Here is an 18,557-nt window from a genome sequence, read left to right on the forward strand (position 1 = left end):
TTACAGCAATCACTTGAATACCTAAATTGTGGCAGGGTTGATGATGGGCGGATAGTTGCTGAAATCGTCGAGCGAGAGTTAGGCAAGCTAGTCAACAAACAGAAAACCAAATAGGCCCTAGTGGCCTTTTTTATTGGGTGGAATATGAAAAATAATGACAACTTAGAAAACGATACCGATATCGCTATTGGATTGATTCCAGTATCTGATAATGGTCGTATTACCGCTTTCACATCAGATGGAAAGCCTATCCGAGGATTAGTCTGTTGTAATGTCGATAGTGATCATGGTGATTTAGTAAGAATGACATTAACAGTGGAAGTTACCAATCGAGATGGGAAGCTTGCAATATGTAACTTCAAAAAAGATGAAATTGAAGAAATAAGAGCAAACTTCTTAATGAAATAAACACCTGCATGCACTTTTCGCTTATTAGATAAGGTGGTGATTATGGGCAAAACACGAACATTTGATTGCAAAGTTACATTACGCCGTTATATGAAACCAGTGCTAATCATCGCTGCGTTAACTAATTGGCGATGACTTACGGGCTTATGCTTTAAGGTTGAAGTTGTACATCAAGGTCAAGAAGTGGAGTTGAGTAGTGAATAAATATCACGTAATAGCAACTAAGAAAGACGGTACAACCTACGAAGGCATGATGACCACTAAAGAGCCTCGTGTAACTAATGGTTTAATCGGTATCGCATCACTCGATGGATCATGGGTATACATATCACCTGATGAGATTAGTGATATTAAATATGTGCCAGTAGTTGAACAGTAAATATTAAGGAAATGGTATGGGACAACAATCTAAACAGGTTGGTTGCCCTAGCAAGCTGACTAATGAGCTAATCGCTAAGGCAAAGGAATACCTGTACGGCGGTTACAAAGAAAATGAAGGTCAGGTTATACCTAGTATTGCAGGTTTGGCGTGTTATTTGGGAATAGCTCGTTCAACTGTTTATGAGTACGGAAAGCAAGATAGTGATCTAGGTCGTGAGTTTTCGGACACGTTAGACGGAATTATGGCTTTTCAGGAAATGAAGCTAATTAATAGCGGATTGACTGGTGACTTTAACGCAACAATCACAAAACTAATGCTGGCTAATCACGGATACTCTGAGAAGCAAGAAGTTGATCACACCTCATCTGATAATTCGATGTCACCAACAAAAATAGTTCTGGTTGCCGGAGGTAACAATGACGGTAGCGAGGATTGAAATACCACCTAAACTAATTCCAGTTTTTGAAGGTGATTATCGCTATCGATGTTCGCATGGTGGACGAGGATCTGCAAAGACAAGAACATTTGCATTAATGACGGCAATTCGTGGTTACATGGCCGCAATGAATGGTCAATCTGGCGTGATACTTTGTGCTCGTGAATACATGAACTCGTTAGAAGAATCATCAATGGAAGAGGTAAAGCAGGCAATACGCTCTGTGCCTTGGTTGAATGACTTCTATGAACTCGGTGAGAAGTATATCCGCACAAAATGTCGTTCTGTTAATTATGTGTTTGCAGGGTTACGACACAACTTAGATAGCATTAAGTCTAAGGCGAGAATATTAATTGCTTGGGTTGATGAAGCTGAATCAGTATCAGAAATAGCATGGACTAAATTAACACCCACTGTTCGTGAGGCTGGATCTGAAATATGGGTGACATGGAACCCAGAAAGAGACGGTAGCGCTACTGATAAACGATTTAGAAAGAATCCTCCTGATAATGCCGTTGTTGTTGAGATGAACTACGGAGATAACCCGTGGTTTCCATCAGTGCTTGAAGAAGAACGATTAAGCGATCAGGAAAGATTGGACTCTGCTACTTACGCATGGATTTGGGAAGGCGCTTATCTTGAAAACTCCGATAAGCAGGTATTAGCCAATAAATACGTTGTTAAATCGTTCCCTGATGACTTATGGCAGAAAGCAGACAGATTACTATTCGGTGCTGACTTCGGTTTTGCAAAAGACCCAAATACATTGCTACGTCAGTTCATTTTAAACGACTGCCTGTACATCGAGTATGAGGTATATGGTGTAGGCGTTGAACTTGATTATATGCCAGCGTTTTACGACAAGATACCTGAGTCTCGCAAGTGGCCGATTAAAGCAGACTCCGCACGACCCGAAACAATCAGTTACCTAAAACGCCAAGGTTTCAATATCTCTGCCGCTAAAAAATGGCAGGGTAGCGTAGAAGATGGCATTACACATCTACGCGGATTCAAGCAAATAATCATCCATCCTCGCTGTAAAGAAACAGCAAAAGAAGCCCGTCTTTACTCGTATAAAACAGACCGGATCACAGGTGAGGTTCTTCCCGTTATTGAGGACAAGAACAACCACTGCTGGGATGCGGTTAGATATGGGCTTGATGGGTATATCACACAAAAATCAAATGCAGGCCTATTGGTTCCAAAACGATTACTGAGGCGATAATGCAAGAAAACATGAAACTAGCCGTCAATCACATGGTGAGTGATGCGATAGCTCGTGCCCGTATGGCTTTGGTTAATCCAACCATGGGGCTTGATGCAAAGCGATCATCTGCTTGGTGTGAGTACGGATTTAAACAAGATTTAACCTTTGAGGATTTATATAAGCTATTTCGCCGTGGTGGGATTGCCTTTGGTGGAGTAACAAAACTCGTAGGTAATTGCTGGAAAACATCACCTCAAGTGATTGAGGGTGACAAAGCAGATAAATACAAGAAAGAAACCTCTTGGGAAGCTTCATTTAAAAAGTACGTGAACAAGCGTATTTGGAAAGCTTTCAAAGAAGCAGATCAGAAGCGCCTTGTCGGTCGTTATGCAGGCTTAATTCTTCATATCAATGATAGTGGAAAGTGGAATGAGCCTGTCACGAAATCAAAGTTACTTAAAAAAGCCACTCCAGCTTGGGCGAATGCAATTAAGCCTACTGATTGGGTGACTGATATTAATTCTCCTAACTACGGTCAGCCTAGTATGTGGCAGTACACGGAGACGCTACCGAATGGCGGAACGAGAAATATCAATATCCATCCTGATAGGATTTTCATTTTAGGTGACTATTCAGTTGACGCTATCGGCTTTCTTGAACCTGCCTATAACGCCTTTGTAAGCCTTGAAAAGGTTGAGGGTGGTTCTGGTGAATCATTCCTTAAAAACGCAGCAAGACAGCTAAATATCAACTACGACAAAGAGTCTAGGTTAGATGAAATAGCACGGATGTACGGCGTTGATGTCTCTGGTTTGCAGGAAATATATAACGAAGTTGCCAGAGAAATTAACATCGGTAACGATTCGGTTCTTGTTACTCAAGGGGCTAACGTTTCACCACTGGTTAGTGCTGTATCAGATCCGACACCAACCTATATGGTTAACCTACAAACCGCATCAGCCGCAATGGATATTCCATCAAAAATACTTGTTGGCATGCAGACTGGCGAAAGAGCTAGCACGGAAGACCAGAAATATTTCAATGCACGATGCCAATCACGCAGAGAAAGCGAACTGTCATTTGAGATAGAGGACTTCATCGACCATCTAATTAACATCAAGGTGCTAGAGCCTATCGGTGAGAAAACGGTTGTTTGGGATGATTTGAACGAGCAATCAGCTATTGAGAAGCTCGATAGTGCTGAGAAGATGAGCCGAATTAATCAAACGGCTCTCGCTACTAGTGAGCCGGTGTTTAGTGTAGAAGAAATTAGGACGGCGGCTGGCTATGAAAATGATAGTGAAGAGCCATTAGGTGAAACTGATGAAGATACAGAAGATAAGGACGGCGATAAGACCTGGAACTAAAGCTGATCCAACATCAGTTGATAAACTAGAGCGTGGCGCAATGAGAGAGTTTGCGAAACGTATTCTGAGAATATCAAAAGGCTATATTCAACTTCTTAACAGGATCCCCTCTGAGCCAGTCGTCAATAGAAAATACCAATTCGATTTAGATCCTAACTATCTATCAATACTGTTGAGAGATGGTGAGCTAATGGTTGATGAGGTGCTTTTGAATGGTGGCGAGTTCGGTAACTTTCTTTTCCTCGAATACGTCAGTACAGCATACGAGAGAGGAACAGCGCAGCAGTATGCAAACTTAGCACAGCAATCAACTGTCTACGCAGCAACTCAACAAAGTGTTGCAACGATACTGATGAGTGAACCATATCAGTTAAGAATGGCTCTAGTTCGCGCTCGTGTGTTTGAGGAGATGAAAGGGTTGTCAGGTCAGGTTAAAGCTGACATGGCTCGCATTCTTACGGATGGTATCGCGAGAGGTTTAAATCCTCGTGAAGTGGCGAGAAACCTAACTAATCAAGCTGGCATTGAAACTCGCCGAGCGAATCGGATAGCAAGGACAGAGATAACAAGCGCATTACGTAGAGCGCGATTAGATGAAGCTGACGAAGCAAAGGAAATCCTTAACCTTGAAACTCGTGAAATTCATATCTCTGCACTAAGCCCAACGACAAGATCTAATCATGCCGCTAGGCACGGGAAGATGTTTACGTCTGATGAACAACGTGATTGGTGGGCTCGTGATGCTAATTCAATTAACTGTAAATGCTCAACTGTAACCGTTCTTGTTGATAAAGACGGCAAGCCTTACAACAAAACTCTCATCAATAAACTGTTAGAGGAAAAAGAAGCCATGAATAAACGTGGTTATCAATGGGCGGAGGAATAACTGATGCCAATTCAAGTAAACGTCACGACAAAAGTTAATAGCGCATCTATTCGGCGTGAAACATACAACGGTCGTGAGCACATTATTATCCCAAGTTACACGCTACCTGCAAATGTCATTATGAATGGCGAGTTTTACCCAGAAGCGGAAATCAAAGCTAACTACAAAAGCATGGAGGGCACGATAGCGCCATTAGGTCATCCAACGATTGAAGGTCATTTCGTTTCTGCTTTTTCACCGGAAGGGCTTAACCAGGGGTTTGTTGGTGCGTGGAATAGAAACGTAACTTTAAAAGGTAATCGCGTTTATTCCGAAAAATGGGTTGATGTTGAAAAAGCTATGGAGTCATCTGGCGGTCAGCGACTCATGGCTAAGCTGGTAGCCTTGGAAAAAGGCGAATCGTCAGATCCTATCTGGTCAAGCGTGGCAGTATTCAGGGAGCGCACAGAAGCACCAAAAGAACTGCAAGAGCAGGGCGCACAGTGGGTGGTAAAGATACACTCTATTGATCATGATGCCATTTTGTTAGATGAGCCACCTGCTGCTGGGCCAGATAAAGGCGTCGGCTTAATGGTTAACGCAGATCAAGCCGTTTCACTAAAACCAAACTCTGGCGCTCTTATCGGTGAATCTTACAGAGAAAAAGAGAACAGAATTGAACAAGCAGTGAAAGATAAATTCGTTCTTGCCAAGGATGATTACGCTTGGGTTGCTGATTTCACAGACTCGCAACTCGTAATTATTAAAAATGGCGGTAAGGCCGAGGTATTTGGCTACACGGACGAAGGCGGAAAGATACTAATCGATGACTCTGGGACTCAGGTGGCTAGACAGGAGTCATGGGTAGTTATTGCTGCCAATAAATTTAAATCATTATTCAGTAAACCGCAGGCAAGCCCTGCAATCAATAACAGCACGGAGGGCGACATGCCTTTAACTCAAGAAGAAAAGAAAGAACTCGTAGGTGATATCACTCAGGCATTAGCAGCGAACCTTGCCGAGCAACTAAAGCCAATTAACGAAAAGGTTGATGCGTTACAGGTTAACCACAAAAAGCTGGAAGAATCATTAACCGCAAATCAACGCGCAGAAGAAACAGAAATGCGTAAAGCAGTTGCCGAAAAATACGGTGAAGTGGTGGCTAACTCACTACAAGGCCAAGCGCTGATCGACATGCATAAACAAATTGGTGACGCAGCAAGCTTGGCTGGCAACTCAGGCGCAAAACAAGAGCAAACTGGCGCACCAGACTATGCGGAATACTTTGGAGGTGCTAAATAATGGCTACTAGTCGCTATCGCCGTGTAAACCTTGACGGCAAATCAATCACAGAAACTCGTGCAGCAAAAGCAGTTACGTTGCCAGGTACTTTTGTTGTTATTAACGCAGATAATGAGTTCGCTCAAGCCACTGCATTATCCGGTCGCATTTATGTAGCCAATCCAGCATATCACCAAGGGCTATCTATTCGTGATGGCATTCCTGCTGGTGATTCTCTAGTTGGTGAGTATGTAGAAGAAGGTCGAGAGCTGGCTGTATTGGTTCCTGCTGGAACTTATAAAAAAGACTCTCCGATCAAACTTGGTGCTGATGGTAAAGGCGCTCTTGCATCCGCTGATACGGAATCAGTAATTGGCTACTCTCAAGATGAAGTTACGCTAAAAGATGATGATTTCATTCGTGTTCGCTTTCGTGTTGGCACTGTGGCTGCTGCGTAATTAAAAGGAAAAAACTATGTTTTATACTGCTGAAACTTTAGCAACAAATAGCCGACTGCAACGCCAGTGGGATAGCCTATGGGCTACACGTAATATTTATAACACGCAACATAACTTGATGATTAACCAATATCAAAGCGTTATGGATGGTGAAACTTTAGCGGCAAACCAGTCAGGTGGTTTTTCTAAAGACTTTTGGAAAGAAGTTGATAACAACATCATTCAGTTGCGTGACCAAGAGACAGGCATGGAAATCGTCAATGATTTAATGGGCCTGCAAACAGTGTTAGCAATTGGTAAGACAGCAAAACTGTATAACGTGGTTGGCGATATTGCTGATGACGTATCAATCAGTATTGACGGTCAAGCGCCATACTCTCATGATCACACTGATTATGGTTCTGACGGCGACCCAATCCCAGTATTTACCGCTGGCTTTGGTGTTAACTGGCGTCATGCGGCTGGCTTAAGCACAGTTGGTATTGATCTTGTTCTTGATTCTCAAACTGCAAAAATGCGTCAATTCAATAAGAAAGTAGTTAACTACTTCTTAAATGGTGATGCATCTATTAGTGTTGAGGGATACAAAGGCCAAGGCCTGAAAAATCACCGCAACACAGCGAAAATCGATCTAGGTACTTCTGGTGCTAATATCGATTTAACCACAGCTGATTTGCCTGCATTGTTAGCGTTCTTTGGTTTTGGTGGTGCGTTCGGTCAGACTGCATTCAACAACAAAGTAGACGCCTACGATGTTATGTGGGTGAGTTACGAAGCATGGGGTAACTTAATTAAGCCTGTGGTTGTTTCTGTCGGTGCTGGTGCTGGTAATAGCGTGGTAAATGGTCGCATTATCGATACATTACTACCGTATGCTGGCGTGAAAGAAATTCGCCCTACTTATGCGCTTAAAGGCTCTGAGTTTATCGCTTATCAACGCCGTAAAGATGTAGTGACTCCGTTAGTTGGTATGGCAACAGGTGTTGTTCCTAAACCCCGCTTTATGCCACAGGAAAACTACAACTTCCAAATCATGAGCGCAGCAGGTCTGCAAATTACTCGTGACGGTGACGGAAAGTCAGGTGTGGTTTACGGTGCTAAACTGAGCTAAGGATCTGCAATGACAAAGTACGAGGTTATTATCCCTTGGCATGGTGTCGAAAAGGGTCAGGTGGTTGAGTTAGAAAATCTTCATCCAGCCTTTAAGGCTAATGTTAGAGCATTATCTAATGATGCCGCTGAGTTGGTCCCAGCCACACCAAAAGCCAAGTCTAAAAAAGACAAAGACGAATAGCCGCGAAAGCGGTTTTTTTATGCCCTCGAATTCGGGGGCTTTGCTTTGTGAGGTAATCATGATCACAAAAGAGCAAGCAAAAGAGTACCTGACAGGGCAGGGAATAGAATTACCTGATTTTATTCTCGAAGCACTTATTGAGCAGGTAGGCAGTATTCAGGAATGTCTTGATAAACACTATCCATCAGCAACCGCACTGTTAATCCAGATGTACTTACTATCACTTATGGCGCTTGGTCAAGGTGATAAGTATATCAGCTCACAAACAGCACCTAATGGCGCATCACGCTCATTTCGATATCAATCGTTTGGTGATAGATGGAAATCGGCTGCGTCACTACTGCGTGGTTTAGATAAGCACGGTTGTGCTAATGGGTTAATACCAGACGATCCAACTCAAACTGCTCATGCTGGTTTGTGGATAGCGAAAGGTGGCTGTATGTGTAGGGGGGCGTAATGAGTTCAGTTGCGAATTGGGCTTACACCTCGTGGGCTACTTTATGGCGACCAAACGGAAAAGATAAATACGGCAAAGTTACATTCTCAGAGCCGGTTCATTTTCTTTGTGGCTATGGTAGTGAGCTTAAATCTGGAAAGTTGGATGTTGGCTCTGAAATCACCATTAAGTTGGTTTTCTGGACTGAGTATGCTGATGCTAAAAAAGGTGACTTTATCGCTATTGGTAAGCACTCAGGCGATCCGTTATCTGTCGGTGCTGATGAAATAAAATTCATCAAACGCGATGAAGACCTATTTGAGCATATTGCAGATGACTACACTCTGATAACGGCGGTGTGATATGGGCGCAAAAGTAAGGGGTATTTCTCAGGCTAACGCAAACCTTAGAGCGCTTGTTGGTGATATACAGGGCAAGAAAGTGATGAGAGCTATTCAGTCGGCTTTGTTGATTGGTAGTGCTCAGGCGGCTATATACACACCTATTGATACATCAACACTTATCAACTCCCAATTCAGGGAAGTCACAGTTAATGGCACTAGAGTAACCGGTCGCGTCGGATATACAGCAAACTACGCGGTTTATGTTCATGATCCAAGAATTAAGCAAAACTTTAGGCGTTCAAGTGCTCGTAAAGAGTTCTTATCTCGTGGTTTTGAAGATGAACGCAAGGCTATTGATGACGCGGTGAGACGGGAGCTTCAAATATGATACACGAGAAGTTTGAGCGCTACTTAAACAGAGGTAATTTACTCGATGGTTTCATCGTTCAATATCTGACGTGGAATGAGCAACCAGACGAAAAGACTCAGCAATATGCTGTTATTCAGCCTGATGATGGTAGCGGACGATTTGCTGATTTGGGTGCTGATGATTTCGTGACGCTTGTTCTTGTGTCTGCACAGCATGATCCTGAGCCTGCACTGATAAGAGCTAATGAAATTCTAAAATTTGTTGCTAACAACTCGTTAGATTGCGAACTCAATTCAATCTACAACTTAGGTGGCCTACCAAGGCCCATACCAACAGAAGAAGGGCGGTTTATCCTTAAGCTTTCTTTCCGCTGTACATCTTAAATTAAACACATCTCAACAGGTCGCTTATGCGGCCTTTTTTATTTGCAAATAAAGAGGTTATAACATGTCACAATGTCCTGACAAAAAAGGGTTGGTGATGGGTAATGCGGGAATTATCCGTATTGCAAAAGGATGCCCTGACCAAGTACCAGCACAAGATCAGTTCTTACGTTTAGGTGCGTTAACAAGCAAGTCATTCGATTTTGGTATGGAGACGGTAACGTCTAATGCTGATGATATCAAAGGGTTAACAGAATCAATCGTCACTGGTGCTGATTTCACCATTAGTTTTGATGGTGAATTGAAGAAGGCTGGCGTAACTGGATCTACTTCTGCTTTCGATATTGCAAAAGAAATTCTTGATGAAATCAAAGCTGGTCGCCAACCAGATTATTGGATTCAACTTGATATGAAAGGTGATGGTTCTGATGTTGTTCAGGGCTATATGTTATTTACATCATGGTCTATGGAGTTTCCAACAAAAGAAATTTCCACTTACTCAGGTGAATTGAAAGTTGCCGATGCAGAAACGGTTGAGTGGCTACAAGAAGAAATCGTTGTTGAGAGTGTCGCAGTAGAACCAGCTACTCTGTCTGTAAAAGTGGGTGAAACTAAGACATTTACTGTCAAATTTACCCCAACCGATGCGACGAACAAAAACTATACTGCCGTAAGCGATAATCCGAACTTTGCAACAGTTACCCAGCTTGTGAATGTGGTCACTGTGCGTGGTGTTGCCGAAGGTACTGCAAATATCACTGTCACATCTGAAGATGGCAGTAAAACAGCAAAATGCGTGGTCAATGTTACTGCTGCTTAATATTACAAAGGGTGCTTTCGAGTGCCCTTGATAATATTCAGGAGGGATTATGACGCCTATTTTAGAAATCGGGGAGATGGTTATCTCTACTGATAAAAAGGATTACTTATTTAGACCATCGTTCATCAATATCACAAAAATTGGTGAGCCTAAACAGATTGTGAAATCCTACGGTCAATTAAATGGTGCCGAGGTGCAAGAGTTAATTACTCGTGCCGTAATGAGCTACAGGGTTATTCCTGAGTGGTTAATAAAGGCCATTAGCAAGCCAACATACGGACGCAATATCCTACAAACTGCAATGATGGTTATGCAGGCGTGCTGTGATGATGATTGTTCAGAAATTATTGGTGAATGGAGATCGGGTAAGCGAGGTATTGTCTATAAAAACGGTAAGATGCCAATCGCTGACATTATCGTCATTGCTCGAGAATTATTCACTCACGGAATTATCGGTAAAGCTAAGATCCGCAAACTTCAACGCAATGAGGGCAAAAACGAATTCTCAGATGAGTTTATGGCAATTGATTACATTAGTTCTGCTCGTGCGCACTTTGGAATGAATCGTGATGAAGCCGAACAGTTAACCATGACTGAATTTCAGATGATGCTCAAAGCTAAATATCCAGATGAGAAAGGATTCACTAAAGAAGAATACGACAACATCATGAAGCAAGATGACAAGCGTAATGATGAGCTGATCAGTGGTAAGCGTCGACTAGTTAGCAGGAAACGTAAATGAGTTAGTTTGCTTCCTTTTGCATCACCATCTATATAACATAATAACAAATTAACTAACGAGGATGGTGTTGTGAGGAAAATAGTATTAATAACCTTATCAATAATTTTTTGCGCATTCACATTCAATGCTAACGCTCTAGAAAAAAAACGTGATTTAACTAATGAAGAAAAAATAAAAGTAGAGGAAGCTGTAAAGAAAACATTAAAGGATCCTGATAGCGCTAAATTTAGGCATAGCAAACTTATTTTAATGGATGGAAGTGCAACTAGTCCATACTGTGGAATGGTTAACGCGAAAAACTCATATGGTGGATACACTGGTTATTCTATTTTCTTTGTTGGGGTAACGACAAATAAGAGTGGTGAGAGGGTTGTTATGTATCTAGGTCCAAATGATGAATCAGATACAGAACAGAGAGCAATGATTAATGTATGCGCTAAGTATGGTTATTAACCATAACGCATAACAACAAAATAACCCTGCCAATCGGCGGGGTTTTTTATTTTAAGGAGCCGATAAATGGCAAATGTAGGCGAAATCGTTTATCAAGTTCAAATGGATGTTCGGCAATTGCTTACATCGCAACAGCAGTTAGAGCAACGCCTTAATCGAATGGATAGCAGCTTTAACAGAACGTCTCAGTCGGTAAATAACACAGAACGTTCAATGCAGTCTCTATCTAAAGTTGCGGCGGCTCTGACTGGTTATTTGTCGGCTTCAATGGTTGCTAGTTACTCAGAGGCATGGACTGAATTAAACAACAAACTATCAAACTCAGTTCGCGCAAGTGAGTCACTGATTGATGTCACTCAACGAGTATTTGATATCTCTCAAGCAACGCGATCTAGTCTCGATGCCACTGCTACACTCTACGCACGACTTGAACGAGGAACGAGAGAATACAACACATCAGCGGCAGACCTAGCAAAATTAACATCCATTATCAACCAAGGCTTTATCGTCTCTGGTGCTACTGCGCAGGAAGCAGAAAATGCCATTATTCAGCTATCACAGGGTATCGCGTCAGGTGTTCTACGTGGTGAAGAATTTAACTCGGTAGCAGAACAAGGTAGCCGCTTAATGGTTGCACTTGCTGACTCGATGGGGGTTGGAATTGGTCAGCTTCGTAAGATGGCAGCAGAAGGCAAGCTAACCACTGATGTTGTTGTGAATGGTTTGCTGTCTCAGGGGGACTCGATAGGCAAAGAGTTCGCAAAAACTACTCGAACAATGTCACAGGCTTTCCAAGAGGCTGGTAGCAACTTAACTAAGTTTCTCGGTGAGAATACGACAATAAAGGCATCTATTAATGTATTCAGTGATGCTGTAATTACCGTTAGTCAAAATTTATCAGAAATGGGTGCTATTTTAACGGCGGTTGCTGCGGTAATAGGATCAAGATATGTTGGCGCTTTAGCTATGGCTAGCGTAGCGCAGATAAAAAAAGCTAGAGATACAATAACGGCTGTCATGGCAACTAGACAGGCAACCATAGCTGAAAGAGATGCGGCTGCAGTTCTTGCAAGGAAGGCTTTAGCAGATAAAGAGGCAGCCGCCTTCGCGCTAAAAAGAGCGAGAGATCAGCATCAGCTAACTATCGGAACAAATGCTGAGGCGACAGCATTGGCTAACGTTACTAGATTAAGAACTGCCTATACAAATGCCGCTATCGCATCAACACAAGCAAATCAGGCATTGAGTGCATCCCAAGCAAGAGTTGCGGCAACCGCTTTGACCATGTCAAATGCAATGAAGGCGCTTAATGCAGCGTCTGCCCCTCTTGGCGGTCCCATGGGTGCTTTAATGCTTATTGGTGCTGCTGTTTACTATGTAATAGATGCAATGAAAAGCGCCAAGCAAGCAGCTAGAGATTATAGTAATGAACTGCCAGATCTAATTGAAAGATTGAAGGAGCTAAACAAGGTACAGCTTGACGCAGCAAGGGTTAAAACCACTCAAAATATAAATCAGACGAAAAATGACATATCTGATTTAAAAGATGAGGTTGAGTCATTAACTAATCAGTTAAGCATACAGAAAAAACTTAATGAGTCTGGAGTTTGGAGACCTGACTCTGCAAGAGAAAAGGAAAGGGAATTAACTGATAGTTTAGCTATTGCAAAAGCAAATCTTGATAGTAAGACAACTCAACTTTCTTATTCTGAAAATGCGTTATTGCAAATAGATAAGCAAATAAATAAAGCTATATCAGATCAGATGGAAGAAGCTAGAAAGCTTCACGACGAACTTGGAAATGGTGTTCAGAAAGTGCAAATGCTATCTGATGCACAAGACTTCTTCGCTAAAAAATTAGGCATATCCACCCAAGCTATTAAAGACTTTAATGCTGAGAAGATTTCTGTTCAGTGGTCGGATAAGGGGCTTGATTTAAGAAAAACGCTGGAGCGAGAAACTAAGCTAGCAAACGCAAAAAGCGAAGTTGATAAAAGGTTACTTCAAGTTAAATTCTATGCTGAGGATAATGACTTATCAGAACAAGAAGTTCTTTCGTTAAATCAAGTGGCAATAGCTGCGCAAGAAGCAAGAGATGCTGAGTCAGAGAGAAATAGAACAACCAAGGAGTCAACTAAGTCAACAGACGCAGCATACGAAGCACTAAAGCGCCAAAGAGAAGAAATTGAGCTTTTAAACAAAGGTTACAAAGACGGCTCTCTTGAAATGGCTAAGTATGATGCGGTTAAATCTCTTGGTGACACTGCAACATCAAGTCAAATTGAAACCGCAAAGCAGTTAGCAGAAGAAAAGTACAATATACAAAGAGTAGCTAAAAACAAGGAGCTTGCTCTTGAGATTGACACGATAAGAAAGTTAGATGAAGAGAGAAAATCAAGATTAAACACACTGGATGAGTTACTAGCTAGTGAGGATATATCTTTTGAACTTCATCAAATAAAGCGCCTTGAAATAGCAAACGAGTATTCTCGCAAAATAGCAGAAGAAAACGCCAAGCTTTCAGCCAATCCAATTGAAGATAATAGGGCTCAGTTCGATCCTATTCAGCAATTAAAAAATGAGAACGCTAAAAAACTAGCGCTCATGGATAAGTATTATGCTGATGAAATGGCAATCATTAATCAAGCGTATGCAAATCAACAGATCTCACACGAGCAATTTACGACTGCCAAACAAATCACTGATGCACAATACCTTCAAATAAGAACAGCCCAGGAACGTCAATTCAATGAACAGCAAACTGCTGCACAGTGGCAGATGTTAAGTCAGCAAAGCTTAGGTTTTGACATGCTTACATCTGCTGTTGATGCAATGGCTGGAAGCGCATCTAACGCTATTACTGGATTATTGACTGGTACCATGACTGCCGCCGATGCAATGCGATCACTAGGTAACACAATACTAAACAGTGTTGTTAATTCCATCGTTCAGACTGGTGTTGAAATGCTGAAGAACTTCATCATTGGTAAAACAATGGGCGCTGCCGCCGCAGCAGCATCTATGGGTGAAGCTGCAATAGTTGCTTCCGCATGGGCTCCCGCTGCTGCTTTTGTTTCTCTAGCTACAATGGGTGCTAATGCCGCGCCAGCTAACGCAAGCTTAGTTGGTACCACTGGACTTGCTTCAACACTGGCAATTGCTGGCGCCCGTAAAAATGGCGGACCTGTTGATGCTGGTTCAATGTATCGAGTTGGTGAGGGTGGAAAACCTGAGATATTCAAGGCTAATAACGGTCGTCAATACATGATCCCCGGTGACAATGGAAAGGTTATTTCCAATAAAGATATGCAGGGTGGCGGTATGAATGTGAATGTTGTTTTTAATGACTATTCATCTGGTGGCCACAAGTTTGATGCGCAGACATCACAAGATGGAAACACGCTAACTATTCAGGCATTCATTATGGATATGGATAATAAAGGCCCTATGCTTCAATCCATCACAAGAAACACATCGGCAACAGCGAGAGCAAGAGGTTGATATATGGTTATTAATTACCCTGATTGGCTTCCTCTGGCGCAGAAAGCCGATAAAAGCATGACGCTAGATACTGGATTTTTGACTGATCAACCACAGGTTGGTGCGCGTATATTTCAGAAGCTCACTGATGACTTAAAAACTGTATGGAGTGTGAATTGGATATTTACACTTCAACAGGAGCGAGCGTTTGCCCAATGGTTGCGAAGTCCTAACTATCTTGATAATTGCAATCGCTGGTTCAGGATGAAAATTAATCTTGGTGGTAGTGGGTTACAGGAGCAGGAATTGCATTTTGTTTCATATCCAGTACAAACCAGTATTAATGGATCTTCTGTAACATGGACTGGTCAAGTTATTAGCAATAAACTTTATAATTCAGATGATGAATTCGACGATATTATTGTTGAGTTTCCGCCATCATTTGGAAGTTGGCTTGATATTATCGTCACTGAGACTCTACCTAAGCATAAGGAGTTGTAATGACTACACTAAGAGAGTATCGGGTGCAAAGGCCAAACAGAATACTTTATGAGACGCTGCAATTTAGTCATCCGTCATTTGGCGATATCTATCTCGTGTCTTATCAGGTATTCCCAAAGGTTCTAGGTGGTGTTGAATATCAACCTTGTAATTTCGAACTATCTGACAGTCAGCAAAGCAGAACGCCCATCATTGACGCTAGTGTTAAATTCAGCCGTGTCGCACAAGACTTTAAGCAGAAACTTAAACTATGGAAATCATTCAATAGAATGACACCCATAGAGGCCACCTATCGCTTATTTGACGAGAAAGATAAAGGCACAGCAATTACTCGATGGAAATTATTTGTGAAAGATGTGTCGATGGATCATGAAAGTGTCACTGTCACGCTATCTATGAGCAACCCATTGAATAAAAACATCGGGCGCATTTATGAGCCGCAAGAATGGCCTGGCTTGGAGGCTGTATGACAACTCAGGAATTCATCGATAAAGTTATCGGAAAGCCTTGGAAAAACAGGTCTTGTACATTTGATGCTATGGACTGTTGGGGGCTCGTCGTTCTCTATTATCGTCATGTGCTAGGTATTGAGATCCACCATGACGCTGGATATGAGTCGGAAATTGATTTTGTGACTTGCTATAAAAATGAAGTTGAGTTTTGGGAGAAAGTAAATCAACCAGAAAATAACGGAATATTTATAGGATATATAGGCTCAAAACCCGCTCATATTGGCTTGATTATCGATGGTAATGCATTACATAGTCGTGGTGAAAGCGGCTCTGTGAGAATGGATAGGCTGATTATTCTTGAGAGAAAGTTCACCAAGTTGGAGTTTATGAAATATGCCAATAATTGAAATTCAGCGTGTCGCTGGAGTGCCGAAAGAGAGAGTCGAGATAAAATCCGGCTCTCTTTTTTTTGATTGGTTAAAAGAGCAAAACTTTCATCATGACGTTGATATCTATGTTAATGGTGTAAAACTTAACGATGATGATAGGCTTGATTTTATTGTTAGTGAATTTCATCACATTCAAATATTCGACCAACCGAAAGGGATTATTGGCGACATTCTTAATCCAGTATTTAAGTTTGTTTCTAAGATATTTTCATTCTTAGCGCCCAAAGCGCCCTCATTTAGCGCGGCGGATGTAAATGCAAAGGAAAGCCCTAATAATCGTTTAACAGGTCAAACTAATATAGCGAGAACATATCAGGCTAGACCTGAAATTCACGGACAAGTTAGAGCCTTTCCCGATCTCATTCAGCAATCAATGTTTGAATACATCGACAATAAAAAGATGGTTACTGAATGGATGAACTTTGGTATTGGTTACTACACCATAGAAAATGTGAAATATTCAGAGTCTGAATTAATCGCTCTTGATGGTGCTAGTTATCAGATATTCCAACCGGGTGAAGTAATCCCCCAAATATTCGAGGGTTTCGAGTTCCCTGATGTTGATGGGCAAGAAATACCGGGTCCGAATGAAAGTGACGAAATTCCACAATATGAGGCCACTGCTAATAATGTTATTTCTGGTGAAATTAAAGGTGGTGAGGCGGCCATAAAGATAGGGAAGCAAGATGAGTTTCGATATTTTATGGATATCGTAAAGCCTAGATCAGTAAGCCTTGTTGTTAATGTGACTTATGATACTCCACAAGGTTCGGTTACAAAGGATATTAAGGTTGATGCTTATCTATCAGATGCGAAAGAAAGTGATGACGGGGCAATTATCTCACCAAAATATTACTACGAATTCTTTTTCACTAATCTAACCGGTGGTGATTTAGCGACTCTACCGCCTAATGCAATTGTTAACACATCCAAGTTCATTCTCTATGATAATCAATTCCTGACAGTAGGACCTTTCTTTTCCCCCTTAGATGGTGGTGAGTTATGGGTGCATTTAAACGCCCAGCTTGGTGATGGAGATTGGGCTAGCGCAAGAATTGAGTTCTGGAAGGTTGATGAGAATAACAATGAAATAACTGGAACAAGAGAGTCATTCAATAGAGGATTCCCATCTGCACCAAAAACAAAAACATACTATCTAACGGAAAAGTTCAAGCCGTTGGCTGGATATGGAAGGTATGCGCTTCAATTAACTCGATTAGAAAACAGTAATGATCACAGCATTCTTAAGCTAGAGGAAGTCTTTATTGTTAGAGAGAGGATTAACGAAGTACATGAAGAAGATACTCTTGTTAAAGTAACAGTGAGGGCAACAGAAGCACCAACAGGAGCAAGGGAGCGTAAATATAACGCACTAGCCACGCGCCATGTTATTAGCTACGACATGAATAGCCGTAGCGTTGATTATACATTAAGACCATCACGATCATTTGCTGATGCTGTCGCTCACACTTGGTTAGTTACTGCAGGGCAACCAGAAAGCACCATAGATTTATATGGTTTGTATTCAATCTATGAATCACTTCCAGATAAGCGCTTAGGATATTTTGATTACACGTTTGATGATGAAGATGTATCGCTGGGTCAGCGTATAGAAACAATATGCAATGTTGCTCGTGTTATTTCATTTTGGGATAACGGCGTGCTTACATTTACTCGTGAGGAGGAAAAGAAATATCCATCTGGCACCTTCAATAGAGCTAACACGACAGGAAATGGATTTTCTCTTTCTTATGATATGACAATGCCGAGCGGTAATGATGGTGTTGAAATTGAATATGTAAACCCTAAAACCAACAAAAAGACCTACCTTAAATATCGTATTGAAGATAACGAGATAGTTAACAAACCCGCTAAAAACCCTAACAAAATAACCATTCACGGTTGTCGTAATGAGTATCAGGCGACAGATAGGGCACTATTAGAAATGGATAGGTTAATACATCAGCGTATGAGTATCAGTGTGCAAACTCTCGCAGATGGTGATTATGTTTATCCGGGTGACTTAATTATTGTTGCTGACACATACGATAATAATCAACAGGCTGGTTATATAGTTGAGAGGATAGGCAATCAATTTTCAACAAATGAAAAAGTTGCCTTTGATGGTGAGATGTTTGTTTGTATCACTGATCACCTAGGTAACACAACAGAAAGGTTTAAAGCCACACCAAGAAGCGATACCGCTTACGGATTTATCGCTGATATACCTGATATCCAGATAAATATCTATGACGGCATGAATGTTCAGTCTCCGTCACGTTATGTTATATCCAATATCGTTGAAATGGACTCAATGAGATGGACTGTAAGCGACAAAAAGCCTAATGCAGACGGAACTTTCAGCATTACAGCAAGTGAGTATTTTTCTGCAAAGAAAGATTACAACGTTTAATTAAATTCATTTCAAT

22 protein-coding genes are annotated in these 18,557 nt (G+C 41.6%); all 22 read left to right on the top strand.

All coding sequences use genetic code 11. The features are described from left to right. The first annotated feature begins 144 nt into the window (after positions 1-144). A complete protein-coding gene (locus tag ABN256_RS08505; protein ID WP_049257606.1) occupies positions 145-408 on the top strand; it encodes a hypothetical protein in 264 nt (87 codons plus the stop codon). A gap of 196 nt (positions 409-604) precedes the next feature. Further along, positions 605-787 (top strand): hypothetical protein, encoded by a 183-nt coding sequence (locus tag ABN256_RS08510; RefSeq protein ID WP_004247755.1) that lies wholly within the window; start codon positions 605-607, stop codon positions 785-787. Between the two features lie 16 nt (positions 788-803). After that, positions 804-1,226 (top strand): DNA-packaging protein, encoded by a 423-nt coding sequence (locus ABN256_RS08515; RefSeq protein WP_163897759.1) that lies wholly within the window; start codon positions 804-806, stop codon positions 1,224-1,226. Beyond that, positions 1,207-2,451: a PBSX family phage terminase large subunit gene (locus ABN256_RS08520; protein ID WP_349439362.1), complete on the top strand. Its 1,245-nt coding sequence runs from the start codon at positions 1,207-1,209 to the stop codon at positions 2,449-2,451. The genes ABN256_RS08515 and ABN256_RS08520 overlap by 20 nt, the downstream gene beginning before the upstream one ends. Then, positions 2,451-3,800: an anti-CBASS protein Acb1 family protein gene (locus ABN256_RS08525; RefSeq protein WP_349439363.1), complete on the top strand. Its 1,350-nt coding sequence runs from the start codon at positions 2,451-2,453 to the stop codon at positions 3,798-3,800. The genes ABN256_RS08520 and ABN256_RS08525 overlap by 1 nt, the downstream gene beginning before the upstream one ends. Further along, on the top strand, positions 3,757-4,686 hold the full coding sequence (locus ABN256_RS08530) for a phage minor head protein (protein WP_349439364.1): 930 nt from the start codon (positions 3,757-3,759) through the stop codon (positions 4,684-4,686). The genes ABN256_RS08525 and ABN256_RS08530 overlap by 44 nt, the downstream gene beginning before the upstream one ends. Positions 4,687-4,689: 3 nt before the next feature. Next, positions 4,690-5,967: a hypothetical protein gene (locus ABN256_RS08535; protein ID WP_349439365.1), complete on the top strand. Its 1,278-nt coding sequence runs from the start codon at positions 4,690-4,692 to the stop codon at positions 5,965-5,967. Then, positions 5,967-6,404, top strand: a complete 438-nt coding sequence (locus ABN256_RS08540; RefSeq protein ID WP_349439366.1) for a gp53 minor capsid family protein — start codon at positions 5,967-5,969, stop codon at positions 6,402-6,404. The genes ABN256_RS08535 and ABN256_RS08540 overlap by 1 nt, the downstream gene beginning before the upstream one ends. A 16-nt stretch (positions 6,405-6,420) precedes the next feature. Next, a complete protein-coding gene (locus ABN256_RS08545) occupies positions 6,421-7,515 on the top strand; it encodes a major capsid protein (RefSeq protein WP_349439367.1) in 1,095 nt (364 codons plus the stop codon). 9 nt (positions 7,516-7,524) lie between these two features. Then, positions 7,525-7,698 (top strand): hypothetical protein, encoded by a 174-nt coding sequence (locus ABN256_RS08550; RefSeq protein WP_004247764.1) that lies wholly within the window; start codon positions 7,525-7,527, stop codon positions 7,696-7,698. A 58-nt stretch (positions 7,699-7,756) separates the two neighbouring features. Beyond that, the gene (locus tag ABN256_RS08555; protein ID WP_036905480.1) at positions 7,757-8,155 is read left to right on the top strand and encodes a DUF7370 family protein; all 399 of its coding nucleotides are present in this window, start codon (positions 7,757-7,759) and stop codon (positions 8,153-8,155) included. Continuing rightward, positions 8,155-8,496, top strand: coding sequence for a hypothetical protein (locus ABN256_RS08560; RefSeq protein ID WP_049257615.1), 342 nt, complete (start codon positions 8,155-8,157; stop codon positions 8,494-8,496). Before ABN256_RS08555 ends, ABN256_RS08560 begins: the two co-directional genes overlap by 1 nt. Before the next feature lies 1 nt (position 8,497). Continuing rightward, positions 8,498-8,866 carry a hypothetical protein gene (locus ABN256_RS08565; protein WP_049257616.1) on the top strand — a complete coding sequence of 123 codons (369 nt, stop codon included), beginning with the start codon at positions 8,498-8,500 and terminating at the stop codon, positions 8,864-8,866. After that, positions 8,863-9,231, top strand: a complete 369-nt coding sequence (locus ABN256_RS08570; RefSeq protein ID WP_277273098.1) for a phage tail termination protein — start codon at positions 8,863-8,865, stop codon at positions 9,229-9,231. Before ABN256_RS08565 ends, ABN256_RS08570 begins: the two co-directional genes overlap by 4 nt. 64 nt (positions 9,232-9,295) lie before the next feature. Next, positions 9,296-10,051: an Ig-like domain-containing protein gene (locus ABN256_RS08575; protein ID WP_349439368.1), complete on the top strand. Its 756-nt coding sequence runs from the start codon at positions 9,296-9,298 to the stop codon at positions 10,049-10,051. Between the two features lie 49 nt (positions 10,052-10,100). Then, the gene (locus ABN256_RS08580; protein WP_349439369.1) at positions 10,101-10,793 is read left to right on the top strand and encodes a DUF6246 family protein; all 693 of its coding nucleotides are present in this window, start codon (positions 10,101-10,103) and stop codon (positions 10,791-10,793) included. Between the two features lie 69 nt (positions 10,794-10,862). Beyond that, entirely contained in the window at positions 10,863-11,246 is a 384-nt protein-coding gene (locus ABN256_RS08585; RefSeq protein WP_211823912.1) for a hypothetical protein, read from the top strand. Positions 11,247-11,312: 66 nt separating this feature from the next. Next, a complete protein-coding gene (locus ABN256_RS08590; RefSeq protein WP_349439370.1) occupies positions 11,313-14,747 on the top strand; it encodes a tape measure protein in 3,435 nt (1,144 codons plus the stop codon). A 3-nt stretch (positions 14,748-14,750) separates the two neighbouring features. Continuing rightward, positions 14,751-15,227, top strand: a complete 477-nt coding sequence (locus ABN256_RS08595; protein ID WP_349439371.1) for a hypothetical protein — start codon at positions 14,751-14,753, stop codon at positions 15,225-15,227. Next, positions 15,227-15,697, top strand: coding sequence for a DUF1833 family protein (locus ABN256_RS08600; protein WP_349439372.1), 471 nt, complete (start codon positions 15,227-15,229; stop codon positions 15,695-15,697). Before ABN256_RS08595 ends, ABN256_RS08600 begins: the two co-directional genes overlap by 1 nt. After that, positions 15,694-16,086 carry an NlpC/P60 family protein gene (locus ABN256_RS08605; RefSeq protein WP_349439373.1) on the top strand — a complete coding sequence of 131 codons (393 nt, stop codon included), beginning with the start codon at positions 15,694-15,696 and terminating at the stop codon, positions 16,084-16,086. The genes ABN256_RS08600 and ABN256_RS08605 overlap by 4 nt, the downstream gene beginning before the upstream one ends. Beyond that, positions 16,073-18,541 carry a host specificity factor TipJ family phage tail protein gene (locus ABN256_RS08610; protein ID WP_349439374.1) on the top strand — a complete coding sequence of 823 codons (2,469 nt, stop codon included), beginning with the start codon at positions 16,073-16,075 and terminating at the stop codon, positions 18,539-18,541. The genes ABN256_RS08605 and ABN256_RS08610 overlap by 14 nt, the downstream gene beginning before the upstream one ends. Positions 18,542-18,557 lie beyond the last annotated feature (16 nt).

Origin of the sequence: Proteus sp. fly-1008, from assembly GCF_040140305.1 — a bacterium.
Lineage (GTDB): Bacteria > Pseudomonadota > Gammaproteobacteria > Enterobacterales > Enterobacteriaceae > Proteus > Proteus vulgaris_B.